This window comes from Streptomyces sp. NPDC053069, assembly GCF_044546895.1.
GTDB lineage: Bacteria > Actinomycetota > Actinomycetes > Streptomycetales > Streptomycetaceae > Streptomyces.
In genome coordinates this window covers 85,444-100,569 of the sequence record NZ_JBITZN010000004.1, presented here as the reverse complement: position 1 = coordinate 100,569, position 15,126 = coordinate 85,444, and the positions used below count along the sequence as shown (strand labels likewise).

Here is a 15,126-nt window from a genome sequence, read left to right as displayed (position 1 = left end):
ACAAGCACTTGGCGGTTGGGGGTGGCCGACGGGAGCCGACTTCCGGGCAAACTGCTGGTGCTGCCACCCCGGTCAGTGGTGGCTACACATGAGGCTATGGACAGTTTGCCGAAGAGAACAGTGCCAGTTGGTAAAACCTTGCTCTCAACTCCCCGTGGGCACAGGTACCTTGTGCAGCCATGGAGCTTGAAGACGGAACCATCAACGACCTGATGTCGCTGGGTCTCGCCCGGTACGAGGCACGGGTCTACCTGACGCTCATCAGGCGTGGTTCTTACACGGCCGCCGAGGTGGCCCGGGAGGCCGACGTGCCGCGCCAGCGCGTCTACGACGTACTGGACGCACTCGTACGACGACAGCTGGCCACCACCCACCCCGGGCGAGTGGCCACGTACTCCGCCGTCACCCCCGAGCTGGCCCTCGCCCGCCTGATGGCGGTGCAACGGGAGTCGGTCGACCGGCTGGAGCGGGTCTCGCAGGGCTTGGCCGGCCTCCTGCAGCCCCTCTGGTTCCAGGGCCGCGAACACACCGACCCGCTGGACTACATCGAGATCCTGCGCGACCCCAAGGCGATCTCCGAACGCTTCGCCGACATCCAGCGGCAGGCGCGGCACGAACTTCTCACCTTCTGCAAGCCGCCGTTCGTCGCTCCCGCCGAGAACACGGAGGGCATGGAGGTGGTCCGCCGGCTGCACCGCGCCGGCGGTACCGTCCGCGCGATCTACCTGGACGCCGCCCTGGAGGACCCCGAGACGGTGGAGCACGTACGGCGCTTCGCCGCGGCGGGCGAGGAGGCCCGTTTCGCCTCCGAACTGCCGCTGAAGCTCGTCATCGCCGACGCCTCCCTCGTCCTGTGCGACATGCCCGACCCGGTGGCCGGCGCGGGCACCACCACCACGCTCTTCATCGAGCACCCCGCCCTGGCGGGCTGTCTGCGGCTGGCCTTCCACACCGTGTGGAAGGACGCCGCGCCGAAGGGGATGCCGAACGCGTGACACGGGTTCCCGGCCGGCCGACGCCGGGGCCCCCGGATGGCGCCGCCGATGAGCGCTGCGGTGAATGTCGCATTAGCCTCCGAAATGAGCGCTAAGTGGATCTTTGTGTTGGCGCGCTCCACTCGACCCCAGGAGGACGAATGCGCAAGCTCTCCAAGGCCGCTGCGGCGGCCGCGGTCATCGCTAGCGTGAGCTTCATAGCCACCGGCACCACCACGACCGCCGCCACTGCCCAAGGCGCGGTCATGCATCGCGGCGGGTGCATCGACGTCCTGGGTGAGGTGGGCATCCTCAACGGCCTGGGAGGCAACTTGCTGAACGGCGAGGGCAATCCAGGCGCCCAGTTCACCGATTGCGGGTAGCCGGTCACCCAGCTCACCGAGTGGGGTCTCGGCGCCCGGGCCGCAGGCCCGCCGCCCGTTCGGCCATCAGTGGCCTGTACTCATGTGAGAAGTGGATGCCAAGGGCCCCGGACCGCGACCGGTCCGGGGCCCTTGCACGGCTCCGGGACCCTTGGAGAGCGAGGACGGGGACACGGACCGCCCAAGCCAACTCGGCTCCGAGCCCGGATCACTTCAGCCCGAGGGCGGCGCGCTGGGCGCCCAGCATGCCCACGCGCATCCTCCGCTCGTCACCGGTCGCGGGTCCGCCGAACCGGTCCTCGCTGCCGGTGCCGAGGTCGGGCAACTCCTCGGCACCGGCCGGCTGGTGACCCTGACCGGTCCGGGAGGCGTCGGCAAGACGCGGCTGTCCGCGGAGGTGGCGGCGACGGCCGGCGACGAGGTGTGCTTCGTGGAACTGGCCGCACTGCGGGACACCGCCGTTCTGCCGCAAGCCCTCCTGGGCGCCCTGGGCCTGCGGGAGAGCGGGCTGCACCTGGCGGCCGGTGCGCAGGGCCCGTTGGACCGCCTGGTCGCCGCGCTGTCCGGCCGGCTGCTGCTGCCCGCGCCGCGCGCCGGGCGTTCGCACCCGACCCGGGGACCGTACGGCGTGTCTGCACCGCACTCGACAACCTGCCGCTGGCCATCGAGCTGGCGGCGACCACGCCGACGCCCGGACACGGTACCGGGAGGCCGCGCAGGCCGCGGTGGACGCGGTCACCGTGGCCGCCACCCTGCCCGAAGCACTGCGCCTGCTGGGCCTCCCCGAGCCGCTGGTCGAGGCGGTGAGCCGGGTGTCACCAGCCCAGCAGGCCCTCATCGGCTCGTGTGTGCGGGGCCGACGGGGCCGACGGGGCCGGGGGTGCGTCGTGGCAGGTGAAGCCGAGCCGGGTCAGTGCCCGGCGCATCTCACCCGATGTGAAGTCGCGACGGCTCTGCTTGGTGATCACTTCGCCGACCTGCATCACGGGGTAGACGTGACGGCCGATCGTCACGGCCAGGCCCGTGACCGGCTCGGGTGTGATGCCACTCATCGACTGCTCGACCTCACTCTTGGTCAGGTCGAAGGGGAAACGGGCGATGACACAGCGCATGGATGACTCCACAGGGTTGGGGAGGAACTCCGGAGGGACCGACAGGGCGACGGCGGTCAGCAGGGGGGCGAGGAGGCCGGAGGAGTCCCGGTGCCTGGCCTAGGTGTTGCTCTTCGGGGCGGCGTGACGGGTCCGGCCGGCGGACCGTCCACTGCCGCCACGGTCGGCGGCCCGGCCACTCCCGCCACGGTCGGCGGCCCGGCCACTCCCGCCACGGGCGGCGGTCCGTCCCCTGCGACCACGGGAGGTGGCTCCCGTGCGCTTGCTTCGTTCGGCTCGGTCGGCTCGTGCGGCTGGTTCGGCGACCGGCGCGCTGAGGGTGACCGGCACGCCGGAGGGCGTACGGGCGCCGGTGATGCGGTGCAGTTCGGCCTCCCCCGGGCGGATCCGCACGGTACGCGGAGTGATGTCGGCGTCGGCCATCAGACGGTCCATCGCGCGCCGCTGGTGCGGCAGCACGAGGGTGACGACGGTGCCGGACTCGCCGGCGCGGGCGGTACGGCCGCCGCGGTGCAGGTAGTCCTTGTGGTCGCCGGGAGGGTCGACGTTCACGACGAGGTCGAGCCCCTCGACGTGGATCCCGCGGGCGGCGACGTTGGTGGCCACCAGGGCCGTGACATGGCCGTCCTTGAACTGGGCAAGGGTCCGGTTGCGCTGTGACTGGGACTTGCCGCCGTGCAGGGCCGAGGCATGCACACCGACGGACAGCAGGTGCTTGGTCAGCCGGTCGACCGCGTGCTTGGTGTCGAGGAACATGATCACCCGACCGTCGCGGGCGGCGATCTCGGTCGCGGCGGTGTGTTTGCCGGCGTCGTCCACGTGCAGCAGATGGTGCTCCATGGTGCTGACGGCCCCCGCGGACGGGTCGACCGAGTGCACCACGGGATCATGCAGGTAACGGCGCACCAGCAGGTCGATGTTGCGGTCCAGGGTGGCCGAGAACAACAACCGCTGACCGCTCGCGGGCACGAGGTCGAGCAGCGCGGTCACCTGCGGCATGAAGCCCATGTCGGCCATCTGGTCGGCTTCGTCCAGAACGGTGACGGCGACCTGGTCCAGTCGGCAGTCGCGCCGTTCGATGAGGTCCTTGAGGCGGCCGGGCGTCGCGACGACGACCTCGGCACCGCCGCGCAGCGCGCTCGCCTGCCGGCCGATCGACATGCCGCCCACCACGGTGGCGAGCCGCAGTCGCAGGGCGCGGGCGTAGGGGGTGAGCGCGTCGGTGACCTGCTGGGCCAGTTCCCGGGTGGGGACGAGGACGAGGGCGAGCGGCTGCCGGGGCTGGGCCCGCTGCCCGTCCAGACGGGCGAGCACCGGCAGACCGAAGGCGAGCGTCTTGCCCGAGCCGGTACGGCCCCGGCCCAGGACGTCCCGGCCGGCCAGCGCGTTCGGCAGCGTGGCCGCCTGGATCGGGAACGGCGCGGTCACGCCCTCGGCGCCGAGCGTGGCCAGCAGACGCGCGGGCATGGCCAGCTCGGCGAACGTCGAGACGGCCGGCAGCGGCTCGGTGAGCGTGACCGGCAGAGCGAACTCCTGTCGGTGCGTGGCGGAGCGTGCTCCCTGGCCGCTCCTTCGCCCGGTGACCGGACGATTGCTCTGCCGGCCCTTCTCCTGCGTACGGGAGCGGCTGCGGCGAGTGGAACTGCCGCCAGTTCCATGGGTGCGGTTCATACAGGAACCTCCTCGATGCGGCGTATCGAGGAATTCCGTCAGCAGTGCGCCGGAGCAGGATTCACAAGAATGAGCCGAATAAATGTGAAAAGCCGGACCGATTTGGGAAAGCGGCGGTCCGGGCAGGCGTCGGCCCGGGCAGCGTCGACCGGGAAAGCAATGAGCTGGGGCCCGCACCCCAAGAGCGCGGGCCCCAGCCTCACGATGCGCGAACCACTGGCTCGCGACGATTCGCGTCAGTGTCAGGCAGGAACGATGTTCTCGGCCTGCGGGCCCTTCTGGCCCTGCGTGACGTCGAAGGTAACCTTCTGGCCTTCCTGAAGCTCGCGGAAGCCGGAGGTGGCGATGTTCGAGTAGTGGGCGAACACGTCAGCGCCGCCACCGTCCTGCTCGATGAAGCCGAAGCCCTTTTCCGCGTTGAACCACTTCACGGTGCCAGATGCCATATTGAATCTCCCTTGGGGGGCAGTGCCGGACCCCGCACTTTGCGGAGCCGAGTCGCCGCGATGATCACCCCTCCGGAAGAACCGGAAAGCTCTGCAAAGAAACAAGTCTCTGGCAACCAAAACTGCAACTGCCTATCACGCTAACACAGGTCGACCGGAACCTTCCAAGTGTTTTCCGCAGTGACCGTGCATTCGATTTCGCTGCGGCCTGGATTTCTGTATCCGCGGGACTAGGTATCCGTGCCTTGCCCGTCCAGCTTCCGGCGCATGTCCCGGTTCAGGCGGAGGGCGTCGTCGAGCTGGTCCTCAAGCGAGACGATGCGGCAGGCGGCCTCGATGGGGGTGCCCTGGTCGACGAGCTCACGGGCACGGGCGGCGATGCGCAACTGGCGGCGCGAGTACCGGCGGTGGCCGCCTTCCGAACGCAGCGGAGTGATCAGCTCGGCTTCGCCGACGGCCCGGAGGAAGGCGGGTGTGGTGCCGAGAACGTCGGCGGCACGCCCCATGGTGTAGGCGGGGTAGTCGTCGTCGTCGAGGTTGCCGGCGACAGGGGCGTTCTCAGCGGGCATGGCACCTTCGTTTCGGGGACGCGGCGAGGGAGCCGGGCGTGCGCGGCACCCGTGCCCGGAAGGAATCATCACCATCTGCGTCGTGCGTCAACCTTAACTCCGGCAGGCACGGACATGTGTCTTCGCCGTGACAGACTTTCCCCCGCCGTACCCGCCGGCTAGACACCCCGTTCGATCATGTCGATGACGTGCCGGCCCGCGGCGCGGGCCTGGGTGGGGTCGAGGCCGCGAAGGGGGCCGTCGATGAGCAGCATGGCGAGGCCGTGGACGGCGGACCAGGCGAGGAACTCGGCGCCGGGGCGGCGGTCCTCGGGCAGCAGACCGGCCTCCACCAGGCCATCGAGGGCAGCACCGAGGATTTCGAACGGTGTCTTCCCGCCGGGCCCCGCCGCGGTGTCGTCGGTCGCGTGGGTCATGTCGCCCGGCACATGGAAGGCGGCGCGGAACAGGCCGGGCTCTTCGCGGGCGAAGCGCAGGTAGCCGGTGCCGACGGCGCGGAAGCGGTCACGGGCGGCGGCCACCGCGTCCTCGGCCGGCGGCAGGGCGGCCTGCTCGGCCTCCATGGTGCGGGCGACTTCGGCCATGGCCGCCTGGGACACCGCGTGCAGGAGCGCGCCTCGGTCGGCGAAGTGCCGGTAGGCGGCATTGGGGACGACCCCGGCCTGCCGGGTGGCCGCACGCAGCACGACGGCTTCCGGACCACCCTCACGGGCGAGTTCGAGGCCGGCCTTGACGAGCGCGTTGCGCAAGTCGCCGTGGCGGTAGGTGTCCCGCTTCGGTTTGCCGCTTCCGGCCGCCGTCATGGCCACCATCCCCTCAATGTGGACAGCATCCACTTAAGCCGTCTAGGCTCCTGCACGTTCGGTCCGGGGTGCGCACTGTCGCGACCTCCGAATGTGGACATCGTACACAAGCCTTGTGACCAGGCGCGAGATACCGAGGAATCCCAGATGCGTACCCTGATCAGCACTGCTTTCGTCTCGCTCGACGGCGTCGTGGAGGCCCCCGGCGGCGAGCCCGGCTACCGGAACTCCGGATGGACCTTCAAGGACGTCCCGTTCCTCCCCGAGGCCTTCGACATCAAGGGACGGGAACAGAAGGAAGCCACGGCCATGCTGCTGGGCCGTGTCAGCTACCAGGCGTTCAGCCCGGTGTGGCCCGGCATGGAGGACTTCGCCGGTTACAAGGTGATGCCCAAGTACGTCGTCTCCACCACTCTCACCGAGAACGACCTGGTGGCGAACTGGGGTGAGACCACGATCCTGCGCTCGCTCGACGAGGTCGCCGCGCTGAAGGAGACCGAGGGCGGCCCGATCATCGTCCACGGCAGCGCGGCCCTGAACCAGAGCCTCTCGGACGCGGGTCTGATCGACCGGTACCACCTGCTCGTCTTCCCGCTCCTGCTCGGCGCCGGCAAGCGTCTGTTCAGTGCCACGGACAAGGACACGCAGAAGCTGAAGCTGGTCGAGCACGAGGTCTACGCCAACGGCCTGCAGAAGAACGTCTTCGACGTCATCCGCTGACCCGGTCGGGCCACGCGGCACGCTCGTGGGCCGCCTGGCAGGTCAAGCGGCCCTGGGCCGCGTCGCGCGTATGCCCGACGCGGACTCCTGTGCGTCCTCGGGCGGCCAGGTCTCGTCATCCCCGAAGTCGGGGGCCTGGAAGGGATTGGTCGTCGGAGGCGGCGATGCTGCCTTGGAGCAGCGGGGTTGCGCTTCCAGGGCGGAGAACAGCGACGTCAGATCGATGAGAGGACTCTCTTTCATGACAGGCTCCTGAAGGGGCCTGGTGTGCCGTGACCGGGCACAGCGGTTCTACAGCTTGGTCATCTTGGCGTACGGGCTCAAGATCCGCATTCGCGCCGAGCCGAAATCCACGAGGGCGGCGATTCCGTCCTCGATGCCGATCACCCGGCCGAGGCCGTACACGTCATGTGTGACCTGGTCGCCCATGGCGAAGTGCTTGGGAGCGGGTGTGACCGGGGCCTTGAAGGGGCTGGTGGGCAGATGACGCTTCGGCGCAGCAGGCTTTGTCATGACTCAGTATGAGCCCATGTGTACCCCCGTTCGCTGTGGCCGTCGGCACAGATCCAGACGAGGGTAACCGCTTCACGCCGCTGACCTGGGCTTTTCGAGAACTGCTGAGATGAAAACCGGCCACAGGGATGAGATGCGCAGGCCCGCGTTAACGGCAGTGGCGCGCCACATACGCGTCCAGCGGCTCCAGCGCGCCCCACGCCTGGTCGAAGCTGTCCGCGAAGTACGCCAGGAAGGCCGGCCCCTCCACGCTGAACCCCGTCAGTTGTTGACGGCCGGCACCGGAGAAGGACAGAAAGGTGACGGAGTCGTCCACGAGGCCGGTGTTGTGCCAGGCACAGGAGGCAGTCCAGGGCATGACGCGCGCCTCGTAGGCGTATATGTCCGTGGTCTCCGCGTGATGTTCGCGCAGCCACTGCAGGTAGGCCGTCCTCGGCGCACCGTCGCGCTCGGGAACACCGATGATGCGCCGGACACTGGCGCCCTCCCCGGAGTGGCCCCTGGCCCACTGCAGCACCGTACTGAAGTACTCGGCCACTTCCGCCGCTCCCCAGTGACCGGGCGGGTGGAGCCGGACGTAGGTGAGCCGGATCTCGCGGCGGGCCGTGCGGATCCGGTCGGCGGCGGCGCGGTAGAAGGAGGTCGGGTCCGGATAGCGCACCATCTCGGCCCGCGTCGCCTCCACCGGCCCCTCGGGTCCCTCCCGCTTGAGCGTGTCCAGTTCCGTCCTGGCCTCACGCCACAGGGCCTGCCACTGGCTCCAGTCCCCGCCCAGCACGGCGACCAGGCGGCGGGTGACCATCTCGCCGGGCAGGCGACGCCCGTTGAGGGCCTCGGAGACCGTCGCCGGACTGCACTGCGCCCGTGCGGCGATCGTCTTTATCTGGAGGTTGCCCGCAGTGATGCGCAGCCGACGCAGCTCCGCTGCGAACCGCCGCACGGGCGGCGGCGCGCCGCGCGGGTGGGCGTCCATGGTTCCCCCAACTGCCATGCCCGGTCCGACGATTCACGATCGTCCCACTGTTTCCGAGCATCCGCCGAACTTCATCGAATCCCATCGAAGAAGGCTGAAATTCTCCGATGCTTCCGAGAAGAACGGACTCCGCCGGAATCCCTGGACCGCGTGGAGTCGTGCCTGGTCGAATGGCCGATATCCCAAGCCGAGGTCAGGACGAGGAAGGTGAGCAAGCATGCCGATCGACCTCAGGATGTCGCTCCGCCGCCACTACGTGACATTTCTTGCCGTGCTCGTGACCGGGATCGTTCTGATCATGGCAGTCAACGGCACCGCGCAGTCCACGGAGGTCTACCTGCACGGCCTTCTGGGCGTGGGAGGCCTCATCGCCGGCTACGTGCTCACACCGCCCGAGCCCTCCCGCCCGGGCGACCCGGATGAGCGGCCCGGCGTGGCGGAGGGCGAGGCCCAGTGAGCAGGATCGAATGCTCAGTCGAGACAGAACTCGTTGCCCTCGATGTCCTGCATCACGATGCAGGAGTCGTGGCCGTCGTACAGCAGCCGCACGCGTACCGCGCCGAGCGCGACCAGTCGTGCGCACTCGGCTTCGAGCGTGGCGAGGCGGTCTTCCCCCACGAGCCCGGTGCCGACCCTCACGCAGAGATGCACCCGGTTCTTGACGACCTTGCCTTCGGGAACGCGCTGGAAGAACAGTCGCGGGCCGACATCTGAGGGATCACTGCAGGCGAACCATGAACCCTGGTCCTCAGGAGGCCGGGAGCGGTCGAAGTCGTCCCACGTGGCGAATCCCTTCGGCGGCGGCGCCACGACGTACCCCAACACCTCGCACCAGAAGCGAGCGACGCGCTCGGGTTCGGCGCAGTCGAAGGTGACTTGGAACTGCTTGATCGATGACACAGGCGCACCGTAACAGGGGCCTTTGTTGCTCATCTCCCGGTCGGGACCTGCCGGATGCTGTGACGTTTGATCATGCACATGCGCTGGTTACGACGAGCGGTCTGTGTGACAGCTGTGCATGAGGCATGGCCATGTGAACGGGGGGATCCAGGATGACACCACGTCCGGCACGTCATCGGCGAGCGCTGAAAAGGCGTGTCCTCACCGGCGCTTCTGTCGCTGGGGCGGCCGGACTCGCGATCACCGCGACCATGGCCGTCAACGCCGAGGCGGCATGGACGTCGGCCTGGAACGTCTCGGCGCCCGGCTGGTTCGCCGCCGACTCACCCCAGGTCTCGATCGACCGCCAGGGCGACGCCCTGCTGGCCTGGACGGCCGGCGACCAGTCGACGACGTACTCCTACCAGCGGGTCCAGACCAGGGTGAAGTTCGCGAACGGCACCACGGGCGCGATCCGCACCCTGTCGCCGGACGGCACCGCGGCGTCCTGGCCGGAGGCCGACTCCGACGACACCGGCGACTCCGCGGTGGTCTGGCAACAGGACAGCCAGGTCGTGGGCCGGCGCGTCTCGGCCTCCGGCAGCGTCGTCGGACCGCTCCAGAAGCTCTCCACGTCGGCGCCCGCGACCACCCCGGTGGTCGCCGTGACGCCGGGCGGTACCGCGCTGGCGGCGTGGACGGAGAGCCGCAACGGAAGCTGGTACGCGGTGGCCCGCCGCCTGTATCTCGACGGAACGCTCGGCGCAGCCCTCACTCTCGGCTCGGGCTCGGCCGAGAAGCCGGCCATCGGCGTCGACCGCAACGGCCGGTTCGTGGTCGCCTGGGCGCGGGGCTCCGATGTCGCGGCCAAGCGGATCACCTCGACAACCGTCTCCTCGACGAAGGTGCTCACCTCGTCCATCGCGTCGTACGGCGGTTTCGGCATGGTGCGGGTGGGCGTCGACCGGGACGGCGACGCGGTCGTCAGCTACCGCTCCGGCGGTGGTGACCGTCCGCAGGTCTGGGCCTCGCGCTGGAGCCGAACCGGCACACTGGGCGCCCCTCTGCGCATCTCGGCCGCCACCGACAACGTGGGCTCCCACCACGCCCTCGCGACGGACCTCGACGGCGACTCGGTGATCGTGTGGACCCGTTACGACAACGGCAAGCTGGAGTTGCTCGGCCGCCGGCTGTCCGCGGGCGGCACCCGCGGCAGTGTCACCGCACTCGGTGCCGGTGACCGGCCCGACCTGGCCCTCGACGACGACGGGGACGGCATGCTCGTCTTCCACACGGTCCTTCCCAAGTCGACGCCTCCGTACAGCTACACCAGGACCAGCGCCCGTCTGATCAGCCGCTCCGGGGTGTTCGGCACCGCGAGGACGCTCACGTCGGACGGCCGGGTGCCCCAGGTCGACGCCCGCCCGAGTTCCCGGTTCACGGTGATCTGGCAGCAGGAGACCTACCCGTACACGATCAAGTCCGTCGTCGGCCCCTGACCGGCTTCGGCTGCCCCGCCGTGCCCCGCCCGGCGGGTTCCCACTCATCCCTTCGAGAAGGAGATGCATGCGCAAGCGCGCTGCCTTTGCCGTCCTCAGTGCCGTCACCGCGCTGGCCGGCTTCGCCGTCCCCGGTGCCCAGGCGGACGAGCCCCAGACCACCGATGTCCAGATGAGCAACGTCACCTTCGACGGTGGCAAGAACATCGTGGTCGGTCTCTACGCCAAGACGGTCACGGTGTCGGGGACCTTCACCCACCCGTCGGGCATCCAGGACGCGGACTTCGTCCTGTGGCGCGGACCGGACGGTGCGAACCCCTACGAGACCTACGACGACCGCATCGTGTCGAACCAGTACCACTACCATGCGGACTGCGTCGCCGTGAGCGCCACCACCTCCACCTGTGAGCAGACGTTCTCCCTCGAACCGGACTGGAGGTACGGCGGCACCGCACTCACCAACGCCCACGCCGGCACCTGGAAGGTCAGTGTGATGGGGGTGGCCAACGACGACAGCTGGACCCAGACGGCGAGCTACACCACGACCCGTCTGCAGCGGCAGTCGAAACTCACCGTGGACGCAGGTCCGGAGCCGGTCGCCCAGGGCAGGACCCTCACCGTCACCGGCAGGCTCACCCGGGCCGACTGGAACAATCTCGACTACTTCGGTTACTCCAACCAGCCGGTCAAGCTCCAGTTCCGCAAGGCCGGTACGACGACCTACACCACCGTGAAGACCGTGTACACCTCCAGCACCGGCGACCTGACGACCACGGTCCCCGCCGCAGAAGACGGCTACTGGCGCTGGAACTTCACAGGCACCTCCACCACCCCGGCCGTCAAGGCGACCGGCGACTTCGTCGACGTGCAATAACCCGAACGGACACGCCTCCCGCTCACGACGGAGTGCCCCGGCCGTTCGACGCCGGGGCACTCCCCGTTCAGTGCTGGTGGTTGACCTGCCGGAGCAGACCGCCAGATCGCCCCGGTGGCGGGCCGGGATCCCCGCGAGGCGGTTCCCCTGGTCCCCCTCCTCGACGGCCTTCTCCCACCAGGGCAGGGCCTGGTCCAGCCGTCCCTGTTTCGTCAGCGACTCTGCGTACGTACGGGCCGCGCCCGGCTGCGACCGGCACTCCCCGCTCGGCCTGGTGATCACGTCGGCCGGCGGGGCATCGGAATGTGACGTACTCGTGTGCCTTCTGTGGAGGGCTGGTCAAGTGTTGTCCGCCTGGGACTCGTGTGATCGGTTCGGTGCGTCGAGTAGGAGAGAGCAACACATCTGCATCTGCGTCGGGCAGCACATTCACATCGTGCCGAACGGACAACCGGGAGAGGTTGGGGGACATGGCCTGGGAGGAATGGGAACAGCTGAAGCACGAGGCAGCGCAGCGGCGGTCGACCAGTATGCGGTTGAACCAGCTGCCGGCCGACGGCGGCGGGGGCGCGCAGCCGGGCGGCGACCTGAAGGTGAACCAGCAGGACCTGGCCGCCATCGGCGACAAGGCATTCGACCTCTGGGACGCGCTCGGCAACCACGGGCGGGACGCCTGGTCCAGCAGCCAGTCCGCCGCCTCCGACCTGAAGGGGCAGGGCTTCAGCCTGGGCGGCGGTCTGGACCACGTGCAGGAGCGTTGGGAACACCAGCTGACCACGCTTCTCGACGCGTGCGCGCACATCTCCAACCACCTCGAGTTCACCAAGCGGGTCCACCGGGGGGACGAGCACTACATCGCGGGTCAGCTGAGCAGCATCGCGACGCTGGACCAGGGCTTCAGCGAGGAGGCCGGTCACTGATGGATCTGGACACGCTGCGGTTCGGCCGCTTCGAGACGCTGGGGACGGCCGTCGCGGACTGGGCAAAGGTCGTCAGCCACCTGGAGACGCTGGAGAAGGACGCGCGCGACGGCTTGAAGGGGGCGGCGGAAAAGGCCGATTGGAAAGGGGTGAACGCCACGGTGACCCGTGAGTTCATCACCAAGACGGCCGACGAGTTCGCCGACGCCCATGCCGAGGCGAGCAGCATCCACAACATTCTCAAGGACACCCATGACGAACTCGTCGGCTACCGCAACCAGCTGAACCAGGCGATCTCCGACGGCCTGAAGAAGAACCTGACGGTGATGGACACCGGCAACGGGTCGTTCACCGTCACCATGAACATCCACCCCGACCGGGCCGCCAAGGGCACATCGGTGCCCGAGCACAGCCAGCAGGACGTGGACCACCTCCGGGACGAGGTCCAGCGGATCCTGAAAGCGGCCACCGAGAGCGACAACTCGGCCGACCAGGCGCTGCGGGTCCTCGTCGACCAGACCGAGTACGGCTTCTCCGGCGCCACCTACCAGGACCGGGATTCCGCCGCCGAACCCGTGGAGGAAGCCGAGAGGCTGGCCAACCTCCTCAAGAGCAAGGGCGACTCGATGTCGCCCGAGGAATTCGACGAGCTCAACCGATCCCTCGCGAAGTACCGCAACGACCCTCTCTTCCAGGAGAAGTTCGCCACGACGCTGGGCCCGCGAGGCACGCTCGACTTCTGGGCCGACCTGTCCGACCCGTCCGACGGCGGCGACCTGCAGCGGGCCCGGCACGACCAGCTGGGCGAGCTGCAGAAGAACCTCGGTCTCGTCCTCGCCGGCGCCACCCGCTCCGATTCCCCCGCGATGCGCCAGTGGGAGGACCAGATGGTCCAGCTCGGCGACGACCGGATCCAGACGCGCGGGACGCAGGTCTACGGCTTCCAGCTGATGAGCAACCTCATGCGCGTCGGGGACTACGACGACCAGTTCCTGAACAAGTACGGCAACGCCCTGGTGGCGACCGAGAAGAAGATGCGCCTGCCGGACCACTACTGGAACGCCGGTGCGCCGCCGATGCCGAAGATGAACTTCATCGGGGACGACTTCGGCCGCGACCCGATGACGGGCCTCATGACGGGGTTGTCCAACAGCCCCAAGGCCGCGACCGACTTCTTCAACACCACCCAGCCCCAGGACAACGCCGAATGGGTACTCAAGCAGCGGCCGGTCTTCGACGACACGCCGCTCGACGACCACGACGGCAACCAGTCCCGTGAGGCGACCGGCAAGGCCCTGCTTGCCGCGGCGACCGGCGTGAACCCCAACGATCCGCACGCCGTCCCCGTCGAGCACACGGCGGACAACCGGCACGTCCTCGACAGATCCCTCAAGTACCTCTCCGAAGCCGGCGACGACATGCCGTCCGAGTTCCGCGACGACATGGCCACCACACTGGTCAACTGGGGCGACGAGGTACACAACACCGCGAGCTCCCTCGCCGACGACCCGAGCGACCCGCGGCAGCTGGACCGCCACCAGCTGCTGGAAGTGGCCAAGCAGGTCTCCCGCGACCAGCACGCCTATGGCATCCTCAACGACGGCCTCAACCGTGAGATGGTGCGCGACATCTACAACGACCATCCCAGCGATCCCAAGGAGACCCTCCTGCGAGCCGGACACACCGTCGGCTTCCTGGAGGAGGCCCGCTACCAGGCGCTGAAGACGGACAAGCACGACCCTTCCTGGGACGCCAAGTGGCTGTACCACGGCTTCGGCGGTGCCGTGAACTTCATTCCCGTCGTGGGCGACGCCGCCCAGCGTGGCGTGGACGCGCTCGCCTACCAGTGGCAGCTGGACGAGCAGAACCGCATCAACGAGGAGGTCGCCCGGCAGAACGGAGAGGTCTTCACCGCCCGCGAGAACCAGTTGCAGAAGCTGGCCGACCTGTGGGCGGACGCCAACCCCGACCACCACGGCAACAACCGCTACACCCTCACGTCGGAGATCAACGGAGCCGCGTTCGACGGAAACTCGCGCGCTCAGGGACTGGCAGGAGATCAGTGACCAAGCAGACCCGGAAGGCACGGCCGCGACTGCGCCGGTCGAGCGGACGCCTGCTCGCCACCGGCGCCCTCGCCTGCGCCGTCCTGCTCTCGTCGACCGCTTGCTCGAAAGGTGGCCGGGACTATGCCGTCCCCGGTGATCTGTGCGGGGTGGCCGTGGACTCCCAGCTGGTCTCGCCATTGCTGCCCGACGGCAAGAAGCTCACCCAGCGCTCCTCCGACGCCGGCGCGACGAGCCGCCGGTGCCGTGTCTCCGTGGACGACAACCTCGTCCTCTACATCTCCAGCGACTTGGTCTCGCCCGACACCGACCCCCTGAAGGTGCAGGACCGCGGTCTGCAGCGGCTCGGCCACCCCGCACCGGCCGACATCGGCGATGCGGCCCGCGTCGCCGACCGGGGGGCCATGGCGGTCGCCGACTGCACCACAGGAGGCGACAAGAAGCGCATCGCCACGCTGATCCAACTCGGGAAGGAGCATCCCGAGGACACCTCGCAGCGCAGGAAGGACCTGACACAGCTCCTGCGCGCGTATCTCCCGAAGGCGATGGCGGACCTGGACTGCCGCAAGGCCTGAGAGACCGAGCCGTGTGACCACCCTCCGGCCCGGGACGGCGAGGTTGCGGTGTTCGTCCGCGGCCCCAAGCATGGGTTCAGGGAAGAGCGACAGGGCGCATCAGAACGCACCGGGGCGCAGGAAACGTCATGGCTCTCATGTCCTCCTGG

The 15,126-nt window shown here is 68.9% G+C and carries 19 protein-coding genes; 9 read left to right on the top strand and 10 right to left on the bottom strand.

Translation table 11 applies throughout. The features are described 5' to 3' along the window. Positions 1-179: 179 nt before the first annotated feature. Together ACIGXP_RS10345 and ACIGXP_RS10340 are read left to right on the top strand one after the other, a co-directional pair. Entirely contained in the window at positions 180-995 is an 816-nt protein-coding gene (locus ACIGXP_RS10345) for a helix-turn-helix domain-containing protein (protein ID WP_363215156.1), read from the top strand. Positions 996-1,135: 140 nt separating this feature from the next. Continuing rightward, positions 1,136-1,357, top strand: a complete 222-nt coding sequence (locus ACIGXP_RS10340) for a hypothetical protein (RefSeq protein WP_363215155.1) — start codon at positions 1,136-1,138, stop codon at positions 1,355-1,357. 208 nt (positions 1,358-1,565) lie between these two features. Here ACIGXP_RS10340 and ACIGXP_RS10335 read toward each other — a convergent pair whose 3' ends face one another. The 6 genes from ACIGXP_RS10335 to ACIGXP_RS10310 form a co-directional block, all read right to left on the bottom strand. After that, positions 1,566-1,964 (bottom strand): hypothetical protein, encoded by a 399-nt coding sequence (locus ACIGXP_RS10335; RefSeq protein ID WP_399766377.1) that lies wholly within the window; start codon positions 1,962-1,964, stop codon positions 1,566-1,568. 208 nt (positions 1,965-2,172) lie between these two features. Then, positions 2,173-2,469, bottom strand: coding sequence for an SCO5918 family protein (locus ACIGXP_RS10330; RefSeq protein WP_399766374.1), 297 nt, complete (start codon positions 2,467-2,469; stop codon positions 2,173-2,175). Positions 2,470-2,568: 99 nt separating this feature from the next. Then, the gene (locus tag ACIGXP_RS10325) at positions 2,569-4,140 is read right to left on the bottom strand and encodes a DEAD/DEAH box helicase (protein WP_399766371.1); all 1,572 of its coding nucleotides are present in this window, start codon (positions 4,138-4,140) and stop codon (positions 2,569-2,571) included. Between the two features lie 242 nt (positions 4,141-4,382). Continuing rightward, positions 4,383-4,586 (bottom strand): cold-shock protein, encoded by a 204-nt coding sequence (locus tag ACIGXP_RS10320; RefSeq protein ID WP_007383480.1) that lies wholly within the window; start codon positions 4,584-4,586, stop codon positions 4,383-4,385. A gap of 230 nt (positions 4,587-4,816) precedes the next feature. Further along, positions 4,817-5,155, bottom strand: coding sequence for a MerR family transcriptional regulator (locus tag ACIGXP_RS10315; RefSeq protein WP_363215151.1), 339 nt, complete (start codon positions 5,153-5,155; stop codon positions 4,817-4,819). A gap of 158 nt (positions 5,156-5,313) precedes the next feature. After that, a complete protein-coding gene (locus ACIGXP_RS10310) occupies positions 5,314-5,967 on the bottom strand; it encodes a TetR/AcrR family transcriptional regulator (protein WP_399766367.1) in 654 nt (217 codons plus the stop codon). 138 nt (positions 5,968-6,105) lie between these two features. Between ACIGXP_RS10310 and ACIGXP_RS10305 the strand changes: the two genes are divergently transcribed. After that, complete coding sequence (locus tag ACIGXP_RS10305) at positions 6,106-6,678, top strand: dihydrofolate reductase family protein (RefSeq protein WP_399766364.1); 573 nt, start codon at positions 6,106-6,108, stop codon at positions 6,676-6,678. 42 nt (positions 6,679-6,720) lie between these two features. Here ACIGXP_RS10305 and ACIGXP_RS10300 read toward each other — a convergent pair whose 3' ends face one another. The 3 genes from ACIGXP_RS10300 to ACIGXP_RS10290 all read right to left on the bottom strand — a co-directional run bounded on the left by ACIGXP_RS10300 (position 6,721) and on the right by ACIGXP_RS10290 (position 8,182). Further along, positions 6,721-6,921, bottom strand: a complete 201-nt coding sequence (locus tag ACIGXP_RS10300) for a hypothetical protein (RefSeq protein ID WP_399766361.1) — start codon at positions 6,919-6,921, stop codon at positions 6,721-6,723. Between the two features lie 48 nt (positions 6,922-6,969). Continuing rightward, positions 6,970-7,191 (bottom strand): hypothetical protein, encoded by a 222-nt coding sequence (locus tag ACIGXP_RS10295; protein WP_363215149.1) that lies wholly within the window; start codon positions 7,189-7,191, stop codon positions 6,970-6,972. A gap of 148 nt (positions 7,192-7,339) precedes the next feature. Continuing rightward, positions 7,340-8,182 (bottom strand): helix-turn-helix domain-containing protein, encoded by an 843-nt coding sequence (locus tag ACIGXP_RS10290; protein WP_399766357.1) that lies wholly within the window; start codon positions 8,180-8,182, stop codon positions 7,340-7,342. Between the two features lie 199 nt (positions 8,183-8,381). On the opposite strand from ACIGXP_RS10290, the gene ACIGXP_RS10285 reads away from it, so the two are divergent. Next, positions 8,382-8,621 carry a hypothetical protein gene (locus ACIGXP_RS10285; protein ID WP_363215147.1) on the top strand — a complete coding sequence of 80 codons (240 nt, stop codon included), beginning with the start codon at positions 8,382-8,384 and terminating at the stop codon, positions 8,619-8,621. A gap of 14 nt (positions 8,622-8,635) precedes the next feature. On the opposite strand, the gene ACIGXP_RS10280 is transcribed toward ACIGXP_RS10285, so the two are convergent. Next, positions 8,636-9,064 carry a VOC family protein gene (locus tag ACIGXP_RS10280; RefSeq protein ID WP_399766353.1) on the bottom strand — a complete coding sequence of 143 codons (429 nt, stop codon included), beginning with the start codon at positions 9,062-9,064 and terminating at the stop codon, positions 8,636-8,638. Between the two features lie 251 nt (positions 9,065-9,315). Here ACIGXP_RS10280 and ACIGXP_RS10275 point away from each other — a divergent pair, with 251 nt between their 5' ends. The 5 genes from ACIGXP_RS10275 (at position 9,316) to ACIGXP_RS10255 (ending at position 14,977) form a co-directional block, all read left to right on the top strand. Beyond that, the gene (locus ACIGXP_RS10275) at positions 9,316-10,542 is read left to right on the top strand and encodes a hypothetical protein (protein WP_399766350.1); all 1,227 of its coding nucleotides are present in this window, start codon (positions 9,316-9,318) and stop codon (positions 10,540-10,542) included. 67 nt (positions 10,543-10,609) lie between these two features. Further along, positions 10,610-11,416 (top strand): calcium-binding protein, encoded by an 807-nt coding sequence (locus ACIGXP_RS10270; RefSeq protein ID WP_399766347.1) that lies wholly within the window; start codon positions 10,610-10,612, stop codon positions 11,414-11,416. A 470-nt stretch (positions 11,417-11,886) separates the two neighbouring features. Then, positions 11,887-12,336, top strand: coding sequence for a hypothetical protein (locus ACIGXP_RS10265; protein WP_363215142.1), 450 nt, complete (start codon positions 11,887-11,889; stop codon positions 12,334-12,336). Continuing rightward, positions 12,336-14,402, top strand: coding sequence for a hypothetical protein (locus ACIGXP_RS10260; RefSeq protein WP_399766343.1), 2,067 nt, complete (start codon positions 12,336-12,338; stop codon positions 14,400-14,402). Before ACIGXP_RS10265 ends, ACIGXP_RS10260 begins: the two co-directional genes overlap by 1 nt. Further along, a complete protein-coding gene (locus ACIGXP_RS10255; RefSeq protein ID WP_399766340.1) occupies positions 14,399-14,977 on the top strand; it encodes a hypothetical protein in 579 nt (192 codons plus the stop codon). Before ACIGXP_RS10260 ends, ACIGXP_RS10255 begins: the two co-directional genes overlap by 4 nt. The last annotated feature ends 149 nt before the right edge of the window (positions 14,978-15,126 follow it).